The sequence below is a fragment of the Imperialibacter sp. genome (assembly GCF_040222385.1).
Taxonomy (GTDB): Bacteria; Bacteroidota; Bacteroidia; order Cytophagales; family Cyclobacteriaceae; genus Imperialibacter.
In genome coordinates, this window is sequence record NZ_JAVKDF010000027.1 from 115,308 (window position 1) to 133,291 (window position 17,984).

General features: G+C 47.4%; 1 protein-coding gene. It reads right to left on the reverse strand.

What is annotated here, in order from left to right:
- Window positions 1–3 precede the first annotated feature (3 nt).
- Window positions 4–17,790 (reverse strand): LamG-like jellyroll fold domain-containing protein, encoded by a 17,787-nt coding sequence (locus RIG68_RS13575; RefSeq protein WP_350123063.1) that lies wholly within the window; start codon window positions 17,788–17,790, stop codon window positions 4–6.
- Window positions 17,791–17,984: the final 194 nt, after the last annotated feature.

A 17,984-nucleotide genomic window follows, 5' to 3' on the forward strand; every position in this document is an offset into this window, starting at 1 on the left:
GGGCTATTTCTTCACGATCAACCTGAATGAGGCTATCTCTACTCCATTCATATCCTTGTCAAAAAACCTCAGTATATAAAGGCCGTTTTTGACATCCGTCAAATCCAATACCGTCTGCCGGTTGGTTCCCTGCCGCACCTCTTCCGACATTACCGCCCGACCGGTCAAATCCATGAGCTCTGCGATCACGTTGCCCTTCACAAGCTTCTCATACCTTATCGTGATATAGTCGGCAGCCGGGTTAGGGTACACCGTCAGCCCCTTGAAGTAGTCCAGATAGATGCCTGTTTCTTCGACTTTTGTTACAACGATAGATTCCGGACTGGCAAACGCATTTACCTTGATGCTATTTTGCTCTACCCCACTACCTCCTCCGAGTTGAAAATCAATAAAGGATGCAGGATCCATCGGAATACCTGGGTACTGAATGTTAAGCCGATAGTCTCCATCAGGTAAATTATTCATCTCAAATTCTCCATTTTCATCGGTTTGGACGTAGGCGATCAGCTCATAGTCATCATCGTTCTCTTTCGCCCTAAACCTGGAACGGCTCACGCTTACACCCGCCCCCTTCACCCGCTTTCTATCAAACACCCGTCCCTCATCGTCGCCAAAATCAGATTCAAATAACCCACTGAAGGTATTATCGCCATCTGCGGGAGTTAACACTGACGGCACATTTTCCATCGCTATGGTGAGGCCACTAAGGTTACCACGCACCTCGAGAAGGTCAGCAAACGCCCAGTCTATTGTGCTCTTGTAGTAGCTTGGAAGAAACACCTGAATGTCTTGCTCGGCGTAGAGCAGATAGTTTCCAAGCACAACATCGTTTATGACAAATGTGCCGCTTGCCTCATTTTCGTAGTTTCTGGTAGTGTCGTAGGCCCCTGACCGAATGCCAAGCAATGCGCCAAATGCGTTGCCTACCGGGCTACTATTTCTATCGGTTATAGCACCTGACAGAGTCGCCGTGGCAAGAATTTCCTGTACCTCGCTTTTGAGAGTTAAGCCAGGCACCAAGGAACTTGTTACCTCCAGTTCATAGTTACCCATATTACTATATGCCAGCGATGATATAGCATATTGACCAAGGGTTGCCCCGTCCAGAGCCACTCCGTTTCTGAACCATTGATAGGTGTTGGCGCTGCCCCCAACCGGCAAGTCCACAGTGTAGGAAGAGTTCACCGGCACCAGCTCTCTTTTTTTTGTCCCGGTTAACTTTTGCGGACTGTAAACGATACCGGCAATCCCCACATTTGGCTCCAGGTCATCGAAATGAAGCTTATTGTTGGCGACATTCAAAGTAGAGAGCTCTATTATATTCGTCAGTTCGGGGATGCTTGCAATCTCGTTGTCAGATACATCAATCGCCGTAAGCTTTCTCATGTCTGCAAGGGTAGATGGCAAATCTCCGTTGAGGTTGTTGGCTGGCAAATCTATCCCTGTTACTCTATCGCTGGTAACGGTAATGCCGAACCATGTGGTTACGTCTTCAGCGCCCCAACCTGTGTTTTGAATCCAGTTGTCGCCGTCGGTAAGGTTGTAAAGCTCCGTAAGAATGAGCTTGTCTCTCTCAAGGGAGCTTACCCGCAAGGCTATCGCAAGCGAATTGAGTGTGAGGTCTGGTAAAAGTGTGTTGGTGACCTGAACAGCATAGTTTCCTTCATCAGCAAATGTTGGGAAGTCTATGGCATAGGTAGCATTGCTCTGGCCATCTATCGGCACTCCGTTTTTAAACCAGACATAAACGTTTGCCGTTCCACCTATGGTTCGATCCAAATTGATTGGGTCACCTCTTTCCTGCAAAATGTCAACAGCGCCAAGCACGTCCAACTGTGGGGAATAGGAAAAGTCAGGTACTGCAACAAAGGGCTCAAGCGAAGCAAAATCCAGGCTATTATTTGCCAGGTTGAGCGTTTGCAATGCCGCAAGATTGGCTCCTGAGCCAACACCCGACACAGCGTTATTGCTTAGATCAAGCTGGAGCAGGGTGTTCAATTGGGTTCCTTCCAACACAGGGAATGCTCCCGTCACATTATTTGATGGTAGATTCAACGCTGTTGCACGGTTGTTTTCAACCAAAACGCCATACCAGGAACGAACCTGGCCGGACATCCAGTTATCTGAATTCACCCAGGAAGCACCACCCATTTGATCAAACATCTTTACCAAAGCAACCGAGTCTGCTATTAGATCTGCCGACTGAAGGGTTCTTACCCGTACGGTATCGCTGTAACCGGTTGTGTCACTTGCAGTATAGCCCCGAACCCTGTAAAAGTAGTCCGTGGCATGGTAAAGGTTGGGAATAACCGAGGTAGTGTCGGTCACTACCTGGGGGTTAAACCCAGCAATCAGGTTGGCAAAAAGTGCGTCGGTGGCTACCTCCAACAAGTACCCTGTACCGTTAGGCAAAGAATCCCAATTTGCTCTGAAAGTGCCTGAAGTAACTTCGGAAGCACTTAGTGATGTTAGTTCAAATGGCACAACAACCACCGGTGTAATGGTTATATTCACCGTCTGTGAGGGCAGGGTGCTTGTACCGTCCGACAGTTCAAAATCAAAACTATCAGTAAAATTCTCTGTCCCATCGTGTTGATATGCCACTAATCCATCCACCAAATCCTGTTGCGAAAATGACGAGGCTTCAACCCCCTCTACTAAAATGGCTCCAAATGTTGGCGTAGTAGTTATTGTATAAATAAGCGACGTGAGCGGAGGCGTGTCTGCATCACTTGCGGCAAGTTCCGTCAGCAAGAGCGTGTGTGCTGCTCCCTGGTTGAGCACAATGCCTGTGTTGGTATCGACTGCTGGCGCAACACCTGATACATTGATGGTGAAGACTTCTTCTGCCGAAAAACATCCGGAAACGTTGTCTGTTACCCGAAAAGCATAGTCTCCGGCAGTGAGGCCTAACATACTGATAGCCGTTCCCAACAGGGTGCCACCGGAGTTTGTTCCCTGGAACCACTCGTAGCTGTAGTCGCCGCTACCACCTGCCACCGACCCTGTAGCGTCGAGGCTGCCGTCACTTGCGCCAGCCACAGTCTCATTGGCCTGGGCAACATTTCCCACCGTGACAATCGGTAATGTGAGGTTATCAACTATGGCCACGGTTGAAACTGATACAGATGCCAGATCGTTGTTGACTACTTCTATGGTATAAGTGCCAGCCGCAAGGGCCGAAATCGTAAGCCCTGCGCTACCAGCCAGAGCGGCGTTGGTAGCCAATTCATTGCCGGGGATGGCCTCATTTCCCGAATACCAGGTGAATGTGTACAGGCCTACCGGCTCAATTCCACCTGAAGTTGTGGCAAATGCTGTGAGCTCTCCGCTGGGCGAAAGACAGCTAGACTGATCGGTAGCGGAAACGGTGATAATTACCACGCCATCAGGTGGTGTGCCCTCACTGTCCACTGCTCCAATATCAGGGTCGGCGTCCCTGGCATAACCCCGCTGATCAGGGACTGAGAAAAAACCCGGGTTGCCGGCGTCAATAACTGGACTTCCAAACTGAGGCAAATGAGTGTATATCAACCCGCCATTGTTGGCCAAAGGGCCCAGGCCGGGGTCTCCAGGTAGAGCTACTGACCCGACAATGTCGCTTGTGCCAAAGCCTGATGTCGTGATGTCATCCCCGACAGAGATAAAGTTGTAATCGAGACTAGTGAAATCAGCAATCAGTTCATAAAAGCCTGAAGAAGGAGGCTGATTAGCCAGGATGCTGTTTTGCATAGTCAGTGGGGCATCGGCCAAGACACCGCTGGTTGAGTTTCCGGAATTGCTGTAAATCGTACCATTTGTAATGCCGACCACCCCTGGGTTCGAGGCAAACAACGCTCCTCCTCCGTCAGCATCATTGGAAGAAATCGTTGTATTGTAGATTGTGAGTTCTCCGTTTGAGGTAAAAATGGCACCGCCCAGGTTGACTGCACTGTTCTGATGAAACAAAGCGCCGACAATGCTAAAATCGCCAGCTCCCGAATGGTGAACAGCACCGCCGTCCAATCCGGCAGCATTTAACTTCATTGTGCTTTCTATGATAGCAGTGTTGCCTGTTGAAAAATCATAGATCGCACCTCCTTCAAATGCAGTGTTGGATTCAATATTTGAATTGGAGATTGACAGAGAGGCATCGTCGAAGAGTGCTATGGCTCCACCCCGATTGGCATTGCAGTTGGTGATCGCAGAGCTTACCAAAGTGACTGACGCAGCATCACTGGCAAAAATGGCTCCTCCAAAAGCCCCTCCGGCATCTGAGTTGTCAATGGTTACATTGTTTAGGATCAAATTTCCGAGGGTTAAGATCATTCCTCCGTTCGCCTCGTTTACATCGATCCTTGTGAGGTGAAGGTTAGATAAGTACAAATTGCCATCGCTTAAAACGCTGAAAAGACGCAACAATTCGGGAGGATAAATCTTCAATCCCGGCACATCACTTCCGTCAATAAACAGCGTTTTGTTTAGTCCCAACTCTGTGGAAGAAAGAAGAATCTCTGAGTCGGGGGGTAACGAGAATGTAATGGTTGCTCCTGGCAGGGCACTGTCCACGGCTTCCCGCAGCGAGCCCGCCCCCGAGTCGTCTGTGTTCGTTACGACGAAACTTCCTCCACCAAACGCCGTTGAAGTCACCCAATTGGAAGACGAGCCATTCAAGCTAAAGTCAAGAAGTGTACCATCGATCATGTTGCTGCTTCGGTCTGGGAGGAAGTCGATGGAAGGGTCAAGATTGTTACCCTCAGCCAGGCCCTGGTCAAAGCGGTAGTAGGCTACTAAATTCGGGGCATCGGCATCAACCGAACCAAACAAAGTGCTTTGAATTTCCGCCTCAGAACGGGCAATATCCCAAATGCGTGCTTCATCCATCCGCCCATTTAGCGGAAAGTTCGATCCATCGATGGCTCTTTCGGGATCTGATCCCAGATAACTATTGCCAACTCCAGCGACAGGGATTCCGGAACTAGCGGTAAAGCCCTCCAAAACACCATTAATATATATTTTTAAGCCGATACCATCTTCATATGTTGCTGCAATATGCGTCCATTGGTTAAGCTGTATTGTGTTGGAAGAGATAACCACTGCTTGCCCTAGCCCATGAACATAGAGGCGAACATTACCCAGGTTATCTACAGCAACACTGTTGTCTTCCACGGCATCTTCTACCTGAGTATAGAGATAAATAAACTGCGTTGAAATTGGAGGCAGGGCTTTTATATAGGCCCATGTCTCAAAAGTGAAAGCACTGCCAAAGTTCAACTCTTCGGGATTTCCTAACAGCACCGCATCATCCACCCCATCAAAGTCGAGTGCGTGCCCCGGTGGAACAATCGTGCTTCCAAATTCATCGTTCGACGGTTCCGAAACGCCACTGCTCTTGCTTGCGACAACCCGATAATAATACCCCTCTCCGGGTGACAGCCCTTCCAGCAGGTAACTGGTCTGATTAGCAGGCACGTTGTCAAACAGTTCAAAATTAAGCCGATCATACCCTGCCCTTTCAATGATAAACTCCTCCTCGTCAGATGAATTATCGGTCCATGAAAGAAGGATGGACGTGTTTGAAATTTCGGCAATTATCAGGTCTGACGCTGGGTTGGGTGGGTTTGCCGTATTTTCAAACCACATCAGCTCACCAAAGGTGGCGACGACATCGAGATCACCATCATTGTCCATATCTACTGGGAAAATATCCACCCAATCCTGAATCAACGCAATTTCATGACTAGTAAAGTTTTGGCCGCCATCGTTTTCATCCCAATAAATACCATCGGCAGCAGTTGCAACGATGTCGTCCATGTCGCCATCGCCATCCAGGTCGACCATCAAATAAGTATCGCCACCAGTTAACCCGGGGAAATTGTTTTGTGTAAATGCACCAGACCCGTCATTTTCAAGCCACACGTCATCAAAACCTCCACTATTAGAGAAAATAAGGTCGACGTCTAAATCTCCGTCAAAATCTGCGGCGTAGCCGGCAACTCCAACATGAGAGGCTGTCCAGGGCACATAGATTGCCTCTTTCGAAAAATTTTGGTACCCATCGTTGTTGTAAATGGCAATTATATTTTCGCTGTGTGTGGCAACCACATCCATCAGCCCGTCACTATTCACATCCACAGGCCAAACGGTATATGCCTCCAGTGCCACATTATCAATGACAATTTTGGTGAAATTTTCGGCACCGTCATTTTCATACCAGGCCACTTCATCAAAATCCGTATATGCAACAACAAAGTCCATGTCGCCATCACCATCCAGGTCCACCGCCTGCGATTGCCCAAGACTATTGGAACCACCCAGATCGTCTACTTCATGAATTGTGAATCCTTCGCTTCCATCGTTTTCAAACCAGTTTAAACTACCATCCCCCTGGGCAAACAAATCGACCGACCCATCAGAATTTATGTCGGCAGCCCCCACGTCCAAAATGCCGACAACATTGTCTACTATATGCTCGGTAAAGCCCTGGCTCCCGTCGTTTTCAAACCATGAAATTTGATCCGCCTGCATGCCTGCTACGATATCCATGTCGCCATCACTATCGATATCTACAGCAAAAACGGTTTCTGCAAGCTGAGATGTTGTAACATGATTTTCAGGTAGGTCAGCAAAAAAATCTGGAGTCTCGGGTCCGTTGGCCGACGCCGCACGGAACTCGAAGGTATAAGGCCTCCAAAGTGGCCTTCCAGAAGTGCTTGCCACTGCTGTTGTCAAAGTGACTCTAATAATTTCTCCAGGTTGAAAATCAATCAATGGGTCGATTGTCAAACTGGTTGACCCACCCCCGGAAAATGACACAGGCAAAAGGCCGGTTTGATCACCCCTCACATAGACGTTGCCTGGGTTCCATGTAACCCCATCGACCGGGTCGGAAAATGTGAAGTTGATCGTTGACGCCAGCGGAACCCCAATGGCATTGGGTGCCGGAGTTGCTTCAGTCACCGCAAAAGGTGGAATCAATGCACCTGACACCACCCAATCAGTGTTAGGATCCATAGTGGTCAGCGTTCCTACATACCCATTTGCCGACAAGTCGAAGGCTGTGGTTGAACCATATCCGTCGTTGAGGTCAAAATATGCTACGAGGCCCGTTTCGTTTCCATCCAGCGTTTGATAGTAGTTATTGGCGATTTCGGAGGCTGTCCTTTGCGTATTCCAAACCCTTACTTCATCAATATCATTATTGCCGAAATAGTTAAGGCCCGACTCCACTTGAGCTCCAATATGAAGTGCCTCAGTGGCTGTCTCATCTAAATCTATCGTACTTACGCCGCTTGAAAATTCCACTGGTTGCAATACCCCGTCAATGTAAAATTGGGGTTCCGTATTACCATCGTGTGCAACGGCTGCGTAGTGGTGCCAGTTGTCATCAGACGGGCCTGAGGTGCCTTTCCAACCACCGTTCCAGAAAAAGTAGAACATGTTGTTGTTAATATTGTGCAAACCCAAACCATAGTTCGTTCCCGTTGTCCAATCTCCACCTTTTTCTAAGATAATGTCTATGCCAAAGCTCTTTCGCCTGACCCATGCCTCCAGCGTAATGTCAGTCGGAATTCTCAGTCCCACGGCGTCGGGCACACTGACATAGTCATCTGACCCATCGAAATCTAAGGCGTAATTGGAACTGGGTGCCGAAAACTCAGTGGTTCCAAAGGTATTAGAGGTTTGGGTCACCACATAGCCCTTGGTAGGATCGATGAGGCCATTGCTGATCGTCCAGGTGGTTTGCGTAGGTGCATTGAGACTGTCAATGATGGTCTTGCCCTGCTTTCCCGTAACCGGATCAACTTCATACAAGTGAATCAGTGCATCTGCATAGCTCTCCATAGTGCCGGAAATCGACCCAGGCGACACATTAGTTATTTCCGGGCCTGGTTCTCCACCATCGGCACCATTCAGCAACTGAATACCTAATCCATTTTCATAGATTGAATTAGTAAGAATCTTGACATTGGTGTAGCCCTGGCCATTCAGTTGAACAGCTGCCCCGACATTGTAAGCAATAATATTACCATTGGTCGGATCGAAATCACCAATAATTGGCGGATTATAAGGAGAGCCCGGATCTGGCGTACTGCTAATGCCAACCCCATTGGGAATTGGGGTATCCGAGCTATTGGTTCCAATATAATTGCGGTAAAATTGCAACTCATTTGTATTTCCCGGGCTTTGAAGAAGTACCCCAGCGGTGATATTACCAGAAATGATATTGTCCTCTACTACGCCGCGCCCAGCAGCCCACAGACCAATGTCATTTGGAATCGCTGTTGATTCGTCGTCGCTCACACCTATCTTATTGTTTTGGATAAAATCTGTAGAATAGCTGATTGCCAGACCAATATTGGTATTACCGGAAATGACATTATTGGTGAAATAGTTATCGTAAGATTCCGAATAGGTATACCCAAAATCTATGCCTATGTCATTGGGATCTGCCGACGAACCGGTAACGTCAGTGCCTACATAGTTATAGGAAATGTTGTTGCTATTAGCATATTGCCCATAAAAACCGGTGACATTACCGCTTAGCACGTTCGACTTGCCTAGTGCACCAATAGTAGCAAATTCGAGGTAATCAGCATAAATGCCATAGTCAAATCCTCGGATTTTTAGCCCGTAGACTTCAAGACCTTCGGATGAACTGTAGCTAACGAGCGACAACCCCCTGCCCAAACTGCCCTCGCCGTCGATGACAATCATTCTATCGGTGGCACGGTCCCATCCAGGTTGCGTCGTTCCGTCGATAATAATCAGTTTATAATTTGTGTTGGTTAACAGAGGTAGTTCTGTGTCTGGACTGATTGTCCAACTGGTCCCTGACCCATCTCCAGGAAGGTTAAAGCTGATTGTGACAGGGTCAGTAGTATTTTCTACATTCAAAATGGCCTGACGAAGACTGCCTGGACCGGAGTCAGCGGTCGTGGTCACTACTTGTGTGCCTTCAAAAAACTCTATCGACAAATTGCTACTAGCGCCGGTTGAACCAGCTACAGTAGCCGCGCCACCTTCTACAAAGGCGGCATCTTCAAAAGTAAAAATAAGATCGGTTACATCCTCCGCATCATCGTTGGGGCTAGCGCTGCCAGAAAAAGTGAGCACTCCAGACAGGCCATCTGTGGCTATCGCTAAATCGGGAATTAAACCGGTAGGCAGGTTGCTGATAGAATAGTCTACGCCGTAGGTCAGTCTGCTACCACTATTACTAAACGTTTCGCCTCCAGCTACACTAATAACAGCTGAGCCGTTGACCACACCATTGTCCAGCGGGTCTTCTTTAAATGATTCCCCGGATAGGGTATACTGATTAACTTTATCACCAGCGGTTCCCACCACGTACATCTTATCGCCCGGACTGCTGAAGGCCAGGCCAGTGGGGAAGGATTCCTGTGACAACACGGAGCGAAATACGCCGCTATAAATCGCCCCACCAGAAAAATCAAAAGGATTCGTTAGCAAATATTCGTACACTTTCCGGTCACCACGACTCATTATGAATATTTTGGAGCCTTCAATATTAAAGGCAATTTCCTCAGGGGTTGTCGTTTGGGCGCTCACGTCAACAAGCTGGGAATCAAAGGTGATTCCTGAGGTAATATCATAAGGAGATGACAAACTGTACTGATTGACCTCATCGTCGCCGTTGTTGACTATGAACAACTTAGCACCATCCCGACTTAGGGCCATACCCCGTGGGAAACTGCCTTCAGCTGATACTTCCGCATTTCCATCGAAAGTAACTCCCGATGTAATTTCAAATGGGTCGGTGAGGCTGTATTGTGAAACAAACCCACTGCCCGACCCATCGCCGATGACGTACATTCTGGTGCCATTCCTGTTGAAAGCAAGCCCATAGGGTGCTGTCTCCTGCCCTGACAAATCAAAAAATCCATCGTGCGTAACACCTGTTGTGGTTTCAAACGGCGTAGCCAAACTGTATTGATTGACTTCGTCCCCACCGGTACCTACAATAAACATTTTGGTTCCATCCCAGCTGAAATCGATATCCTGAATGGTAGCCTCCTCCCCAATAATTCCAAAAGGAGTATTGTCGTAAGTTACCTGGGAAGAGATATTGATAGATGAAGAGTAAGTCAGGTAAGAGGTGACCGGGGCTGTTAGCGCACCAGAAGTAAGCCAATTGGAAGTTGGCCCCATTAACGTAAACCCTATCAACTCACCGTCGCTAGTATTTGGCGTACGGTCTGGTAAAAATTCTATTGCCGGGTCAGCATTGTTTGCTCCGGCAATACCCTGATCGAATCTGTAGTTGGCCAACAGCCCTTCTTCACCACCGTCAATTGTATTGAACATCTCAGCTTGCAGATCAATATCGGATCTGCGATAATTCCAAATCCGCACCTCATCTATTTCTCCCTCATAATTAATTTCATTGATGTCGGTCCCACTGCCCAATAGCAGATGTTCACTAACAACATTCAAAGGGCCGGATAAATTGGCGGTTGCATCTACTTCAACACCATCAACAAATAATGTGACCGGACCGTCAGCTATCCAGGTCATTGCCACATGCCTCCATTCGTCCGGAAACAAATCAAATCCATTTCCCCCATCAAAACGGGCTACCTCGATGGTACTTCCATTGTCAACAAGGCCAAATAATTCGCCTCCTGAGTCGCTTCCTTCAAGTACAATAGCAAAAGTCGTAGTGCCTTCTACACTTGTGGCCCCTTTGCCTATGATAGTCATCGTTTCGTCACCAGGACCAGATGGAATATAAGAAGGTTTAATCCACGCCTCAACAGTGAAGGCACCCAAACCGCTGTAATCTGGGTCCCCCAGGTCAACATAGTCGTCAACTCCATCAAAACTCAAAGAATTCCCTGGAGCAGTTATCGTTGTACCGTACTTTTCACGGGAGGGCATAGAGTTATTTGTTGCGCCACTAGCCATCACCCTATAGTAGTATCCGGTTTCAGGCAAAACAGTGACATCTGAATAGAAAGTCTGGTTCGCTGCCACTGCACCAATCTGGCTATAAGTCGATTTATCGAAATCAGCCCGTTCAATGCTAAAGCCGGTTTCTGATAAAGAATTGTCCTCCCAATTGATGTTGATCTGGCTGTCACTTACTTCGTTTGTCACAACCGCAGTGGGGGAACCCGGTGCCACTTCGGCAAACCCATCAGAAGTCACCCAGTTCGATGAGGAACCATTCAATGTAAAATTAGCAAGCGTTCCATCAACACCATTGGGGGAAATATCAGGCAAAGTGGTTATGCCTGTGTTGTCGGATCCAGCCGATCCTTCATTGAATTGGTAGTAGGCCCTTAGATCAGCTTCATTTCCGGCTAACTCTACAGTCATATTTGTCTGTAATTCAATTGGCGTTCTTGCGGCGTCCCATATTCTTACCTCTTCGATCATCCCCTCAAAGAAATCTACTGGCGTACCGTTGTTATTCCACGATCCAATATCCAATGCCGAAGTAGTGTGGAATTGCCCGTTCACAGTTCCTGTCTTCACCGGTGCACCATTGACAAAAAGCGTGGCATTGTTGCTCATGTTCCCTTCACGAACCACAGCTACATGGTACCATTGGTCATCATTAAGAGCATATCTGTCAAAAGTGATGGTTGTAGCTGGGTCACCAAACTCGTAATATTCGGTATAACTCAGATAGCCATTATCAAGCCTTAGAATCGAATAGTCGTTGATGCCTCCCCAGGCCACAATGGTTTGCGGCGAATTAAAAGAGGATGTCCTAATGAAAGCCTCTATCGTTAGTGGCTCCGGCCGACTGAAGTGGGGCAGGTGGACAACGTCATCCACCCCGTCGAAACTCAGTGAGTTGTTAAGCACTGAAGCGTCAAGCCCAGATGATGGCACCCAGTTGGAAGCAACTGAGCCATTGAGCACCGCACCAGTTAGTGTGGCATCGTGATTATTTAGACTTCTATCTGGTAGAAGATTCACAGGTGGTGACGTGTTGTTTCCATTTGCAATGCCCTGGTCAAAGCGGTAGTATGCCAAAAGATTACTTTCACTACCAGTTAGCGGGACTGCAATATTTCCCAAGATTTCAGGCTGTGTTCTTGCGTCATCCCAAACCCTGACTTCATCAAGCAGGCCTATAGAAGGCCGAGCTCCACTGCTGTTATTCCCTATCACAAAATTTATGCTGTTGTCAGGGATGTTACCCACAGTAGGCACAGCTGCTCCCGGCACCCCATTGACATATACAGTAGTTTCTGTGCCGTCCCAAACCGCAGCTACGTGTTGCCATACATTGGTTGTTAGTGGAGCGGAGGCAAAATACGTATTGGCATCAGAAGACTTGAACGAGAAATAGAAATTTGAGCCTTGCCGCCAGAGTTCCCAGCCTGCCGCTGTTCCCAGGGTAGCCTGCGAAACTAACATGCCTTCTCCTCCTCCCTGTGATGTCGAGGCCCAAACCCATGCCTCTACTGTAAGGGCAGACAATGCTCCGGATATGTCTGGAGCTATAAATTGAGCTACTCCATCAAAATTAAATGCATTACCAGGAGGTGTTCTGGTATTGCCTGATTTTTCACTAGATGGTGCCGAATCGCCATTTGCATTTCTGGCTACCACATAGTAGAAGTAGCTATTGTCAACTGTGACTGTATTATCTATATAAGTAGTTGCGTCAGCGGTCACCGTGGCGATTTCGCTAAAAGTCACGTTATTCCCGTCAGACCTAAAAATGGCAAAATCCGTTTCATCGGATGAATTATCTGTCCACGCCAGGTCAATCTGTGTTGATGATATTTCGACAGTTTGAAGATTGGAAGGCGAGATTGGTGGACTTAAGGCAGCCTGGGAAGAAAATTCAGAAAGTCCAATCGACACGTCATTTACAATTGCCACATATGACTCCCCACCGGCCACCGAGGTCAAGAAATTCCAAACTCCTCCAGTTACCGTAGTAGACCCCAGGTAAAATGCTCCCTGGTCATCTGCGCACGAAGCATCTACCCGATAGACATCTACGTTAGTAGCATCCGCAGTCGTAGAGGTACCCGATATTTCAGTTCCTGTAATTTGATTGATCACAGGTGCATCAACAATAGCCGTATTGGCAAAACTTATTCCCCCACCCACATTACAAGCGACGATGTTGATGTCAATAAGGTTTCCATTCGAATTATCTGAACCCGTAAAAAAAATCCCACTACCCGCATTGTAAACAATGATATTTTCGAAGCCTACGCCACCAACCGTCACGTCAGTCGTTGTGTTACTAAAGTCTATGCCTTCACCAGTATTAGGGAGGGGTGTTGGGCCGCCAAACTCTGCACCTATTTTGTTGCTCTGAATTAAAATGTTGGAATTGGCCCCGGCAAAATTAATTCCATTGTCCCCGGCAGTGTCTCCGTTGCCAGAAATAACATTGTCTTCAACCTTTATTTGTTGACTAGTATTATTGACGCCATTTGCCAGGCCAAATGCTATACCATGACCCAGGTTTGCCATACCTGAACCAAAATTGCCAGCAGCACTAGTTCCAATAAAATTGTTTTGAATGATCACATCAGAAGTACCAGCAACCGCTATCCCGCTTTCGTTGCTGGCCGAGATCACATTGTTTTGAATGATCGCTCCCAGGCCAATACCCGAAACAATGTCGATACCATTACCAACATTGCCAATTGCTGTAGTTCCAGAACTATTCAGACCGATTATGTTACTATCAACAATAGTGTTGCTACCGCCCACCAAATGGACACTGAAAGCACTGAATGTACCTGAAATCACATTGCCTTGGCCAACACCCTGGCCACCAATCACAACGAAATCGTCACCTGCCTCAATACGAATACCTCTAAGGTTTCCAAGGGCGTTTTCTCCGTTTTTATCCGTTCCAATCAGGTTGCCAAAAATCTGAGCATTAGGGCCATTGTCAAATTGGATGCCGTATTCAAGGCCGCCGCTGCCATTGCCAGAAATAACGTTTCCTTCCCCCGCCAGCGAGTTGCCACCGATTAAGATATTGTCGCCAGAAATAAACAAGCCGCTTCCCAAATTTGCATCAACGCTTAAGCCGTCAATGCTCAAACCAAAATAATTGCCCTGAATGATTTGATCGTTTGAGGCTCCCGAGGAAATAACTGCAGATCCCGTATTGCCTTTTATAATATTTCCCTTACCCGGCTTACCTATGATAAGGTTGTGCGACCCACCATTTACCCAGAGTCCGTTAAAAAAACCATTTATGACCAATCCATATATTTCAACATCAGACTCGGTGATGTAGAAACAGTTTAAGTTGCTCACCGACGTGCCATCCAAAATCACCATGGAGTTGGGATCACCAAAAACCCAGCCTGGCTGAGTGGTGGCATCAATTGCTATTGATGCATCTACCGTATTGTCGAGCGTTGGCAAGACTGTTAATGGGGAAATCACCCAGGGCCCTCCACCAGCAATATTGAAATCTATCACACTCTTGGCTGCCAGGCTGGCATTTGCATCTAAAATCGCCTGCCTTAGCGAACCTGCTCCCGCATCAGCGGTGCTGGTTACCGTAAACTGATCAGTAAAATAAGGAGCTGAAAACTCTGACACACCAAAAATGCCATCGACACTTGATTCATCGTCGTCGACAATGGCGGTATAGGGTGTCATTTCATCGAATGAGCCGGAAACAGCCCACATTCCACCCGAAACTGCATTGGCAAATTCTGCCAGCAAGATTTTTCCCTGGTTATCGGCACAGCCGTCTTCAGATTCAAAAATCAGGATATTGGCACCGTCCTCTGCGGTACTCGTTCCACTGATTTCGGTTGGTGACACGGAGGTAATAACTGGGGTCGCAACAACCGACGTGCCACTAATATTGATACCAAGACCTGTGTTACAAAAAATGCTATTGGCGCTGATGGCACTAGTACCAAATGAGGTCTGAGATGTTCTTATGCCGCCAGATCCGTTAAAAGCAACAGTGTTTTCAGCTCCCACACCACCAATTGTTGTTGTGGTAACCGTTGCCGAAACGATGTTAATTCCATACGTACCATTGCCAAAACTTGTGACACCATCGGGTGCCACTCCAATTAAGTTGTTGATAATTGAGCCTGTGTTTGATACACCACCGATTTCAATTCCATCGTCGGCCGAACCACCTACCACGTTGCCATCAATTGTAAAATTTGTTGCTCCTGTCAGCACAAGACCACCCACTCCGGTTATGCTGTTGCCAATCGTATAAGTGTCGGCTAAGCCAACCCCCACGTAGTTATTGACGATATCTATCTGGTCGCCTGTGCTTACAGCAATAGCAGCAATGTTGTCGATGCCGGCAATGTAATTTCGTCGGTTAGGGTCCGCATTGCCTATGGTGAGGTTGGATGTCGTAGTGATATTTATTCCTCTACTGGTGGTGATATCAGCTCCAGTAAGAGAACTGCCCAATAAGTTACCTTCCAACGTCACTCCCGTACTGCCGGAAATATTGATGAGGTAACTGCTAACGGCTGACCCGGCCATATGATTCCCTTCACCAAGAGTCCTGTCTCCCCCGATAACCAGGTTATCGCTGGAAGAAGCAGCAATACCAATTCCCGATGTAGCCTGGTTGGAAAGTCCATCGCCAGTCACTCCGATATGGTTGCCCTGAATAGTGATGTTGTCGGCATTGACGATATTAATGGCAGTGGTAATATTGTTGTTGATGATGTTGTCTTCGATAACGGCGTTGTCATAGGTTTCTCCGTTGATCAATATGCCGAAATCGGCATTGACAATTTTCAACCCAAAAATATCCACGTCAGGTGATGCGATGGTGAAACCATCCCCATTAGTGACACCAGCGAGGTTAAGGGTGACCATATTTTCAGTAGCGAAATCCCAGCCAGGTTGAGACTTGCCATCAATTGCCATTGATCTTGTGATGTTGGGTAGTTGTGTTACCAGATTAATGGTCCATGGACCTGATCCCGGAATGGCGAATGTGATGGTTTCTTTTGAACCGCTTGCATTGGCGTCGATAATTGCTTGCCTTAATGAGCCCGAACCGTCATCATGGGTATTAACGACCGTATATGGTGGGGGCTGCATAGCGCCAGATGTCAGCCAGTTGGAAGCAGCAAAATCTAACTGAAAATTGGAAAGCGTTCCGTGATGCCCGTTAATGCTAAGATCTGGAAGTGTGGTAATGCCTGTATTTGTCGCTCCTGCATCTCCTTCATCGAACTGATAGTAGGCCACCAGACCCTCCTCAGCGCCAGACAGCGTAGTGTATAGATAGTCCTGAATCTCAGCTGTTGACCTCGCAACACTCCACATCCTGAATTCATCTAACTGGCCTGAGAGAAAATTGGCCACAGAGGTAGAAGAGCCAAGAAAATATTCATCTGTCGTTGACTGATGGTCAATGGAAAACAAGATCGATTCATTGATGATATGTGCGCCATCCAAATAACCATTTAATGTTGCGCCATCGTAAGAATAAGCTACGTGATGCCAATCGGTGTCATTGATGACTATCCCCGAAACACTTCTCGGACTTGTACCCGCAAAGCTTCCATACAACTCTATTGTGTTTCCAACATATTCGAAGATTATCGAGATAATGTTGTCCTTATCCATAATATAGCTTTGGCTCTGGGACAGGTTGTTCGATTTAAACCAAAACTCATAAGTAAACTGGTTTGTCAAATCAAGTGTTGGCGAATAGGGAATTATTACCCGGTCATCTGTCCCGTCAAAGTCCAATGTATTTCCAGGTGTAACCATGAACTGCATGGTATTGGAAAACGGGCTGGGGCCTCCATCATCGTAATTAATACTTAGATAGAGAGGTGTGTTGAGATAAGAAGAAAGATCCTGTGCAACAACCTCGCTACCGCCGTTGGTGTTGGTGACGGATGCCGATGAAATGACAGGTGATGAAAAGTCCGAGTTATCATCAAGGTTGTAGAAAACAGTAGAGGCGTTGGCTATGGGCAACCAGTTGAGGGTGAAGCCAGAAGAGGAAATATTGGAGGCTTGGTAAAGGATAGGGGTAAACGCTCCTGAAGGGTCAGCCCAAAGCGGGCCAAAGCCTACGCCGTCGGCACTGTTAGTCGCATAATTATTGTCCCTCAAAATGCCATCATTTGCGTTCGCTGTTGCATCACCAACAACAATTCCCGTGTTCTCGTCAAATTTATAATAGGCCTCAAGGTTCAACTCACCGCCAGAAAGCTCGCCGAACATAGCTGACACTATTTCATTTTTGGTTCTCGCCGTTGACCAAATTCTCACTTCGTCAAGCTCCATGTTTAGCGCATCGCTGACCGACCCTTCTCCGCTTGTCTCGGCATTGGAATAGGTGCCCAAATTCATTGTGGCAGTGCCACTGTGAAGCGAAGCGGGAATTCCCACTGTTTCTTCACCGGCAAGCTGCCCGTCGATATAGACCCGAAGAGCCCCATCTTCATACACACCTACCGCATGCTGCCAAACGCCAAGCTTTAGGGGAAAGCTGCTTGCCACTAACGCATTGTAATCGTCTCCTATCTCTGACACGCCCATAACAAGCGACATATCCGCCGATACAAATAGCGCATATGAACGCTGATTTGCGTCAGGGTTGGCTTTATTAATGATCGGTTGAAAATCGGCTGGGGCACCTTGCAGTTTGATCCATGCCTCTAGCGTGAGGGCTGCAGTTATGTCGAGGCTGGCAGCATCCGGCACTTCCACATAGTCATCCACACCATCAAATTGCAGGGAATAGTTCTGAGCAATAACCTGGCCTTGAAAAAGAAAAAAGTAAATGGCAGCCGCTGCGGCTTTTGCAACGGCCTTTGTCCTCCTGTACGATTTCATTGGGACTTGTGGCTACTTCTGTAAACAAAAAAATCAAGCGTATGCTCGCTAGGAGCTTGGCGAATCCACAGGCAGCGGAAGTACAAATGGAATTTAACTCATAACTTTCAGAAATACAACAATTTACCTAAAAAGTGACAATACGGTAACATCGATTGGTGATGTTATCGTGTTGATAATGAAGCGGGTTGAAG

Bases quoted from the DNA above. Each gene is read 5' to 3' on its own strand.
- RIG68_RS13575 (WP_350123063.1), bottom strand. From the start codon at position 17,790: ATGAAATCGTACAGGAGGACAAAGGCCGTTGCAAAAGCCGCAGCGGCT.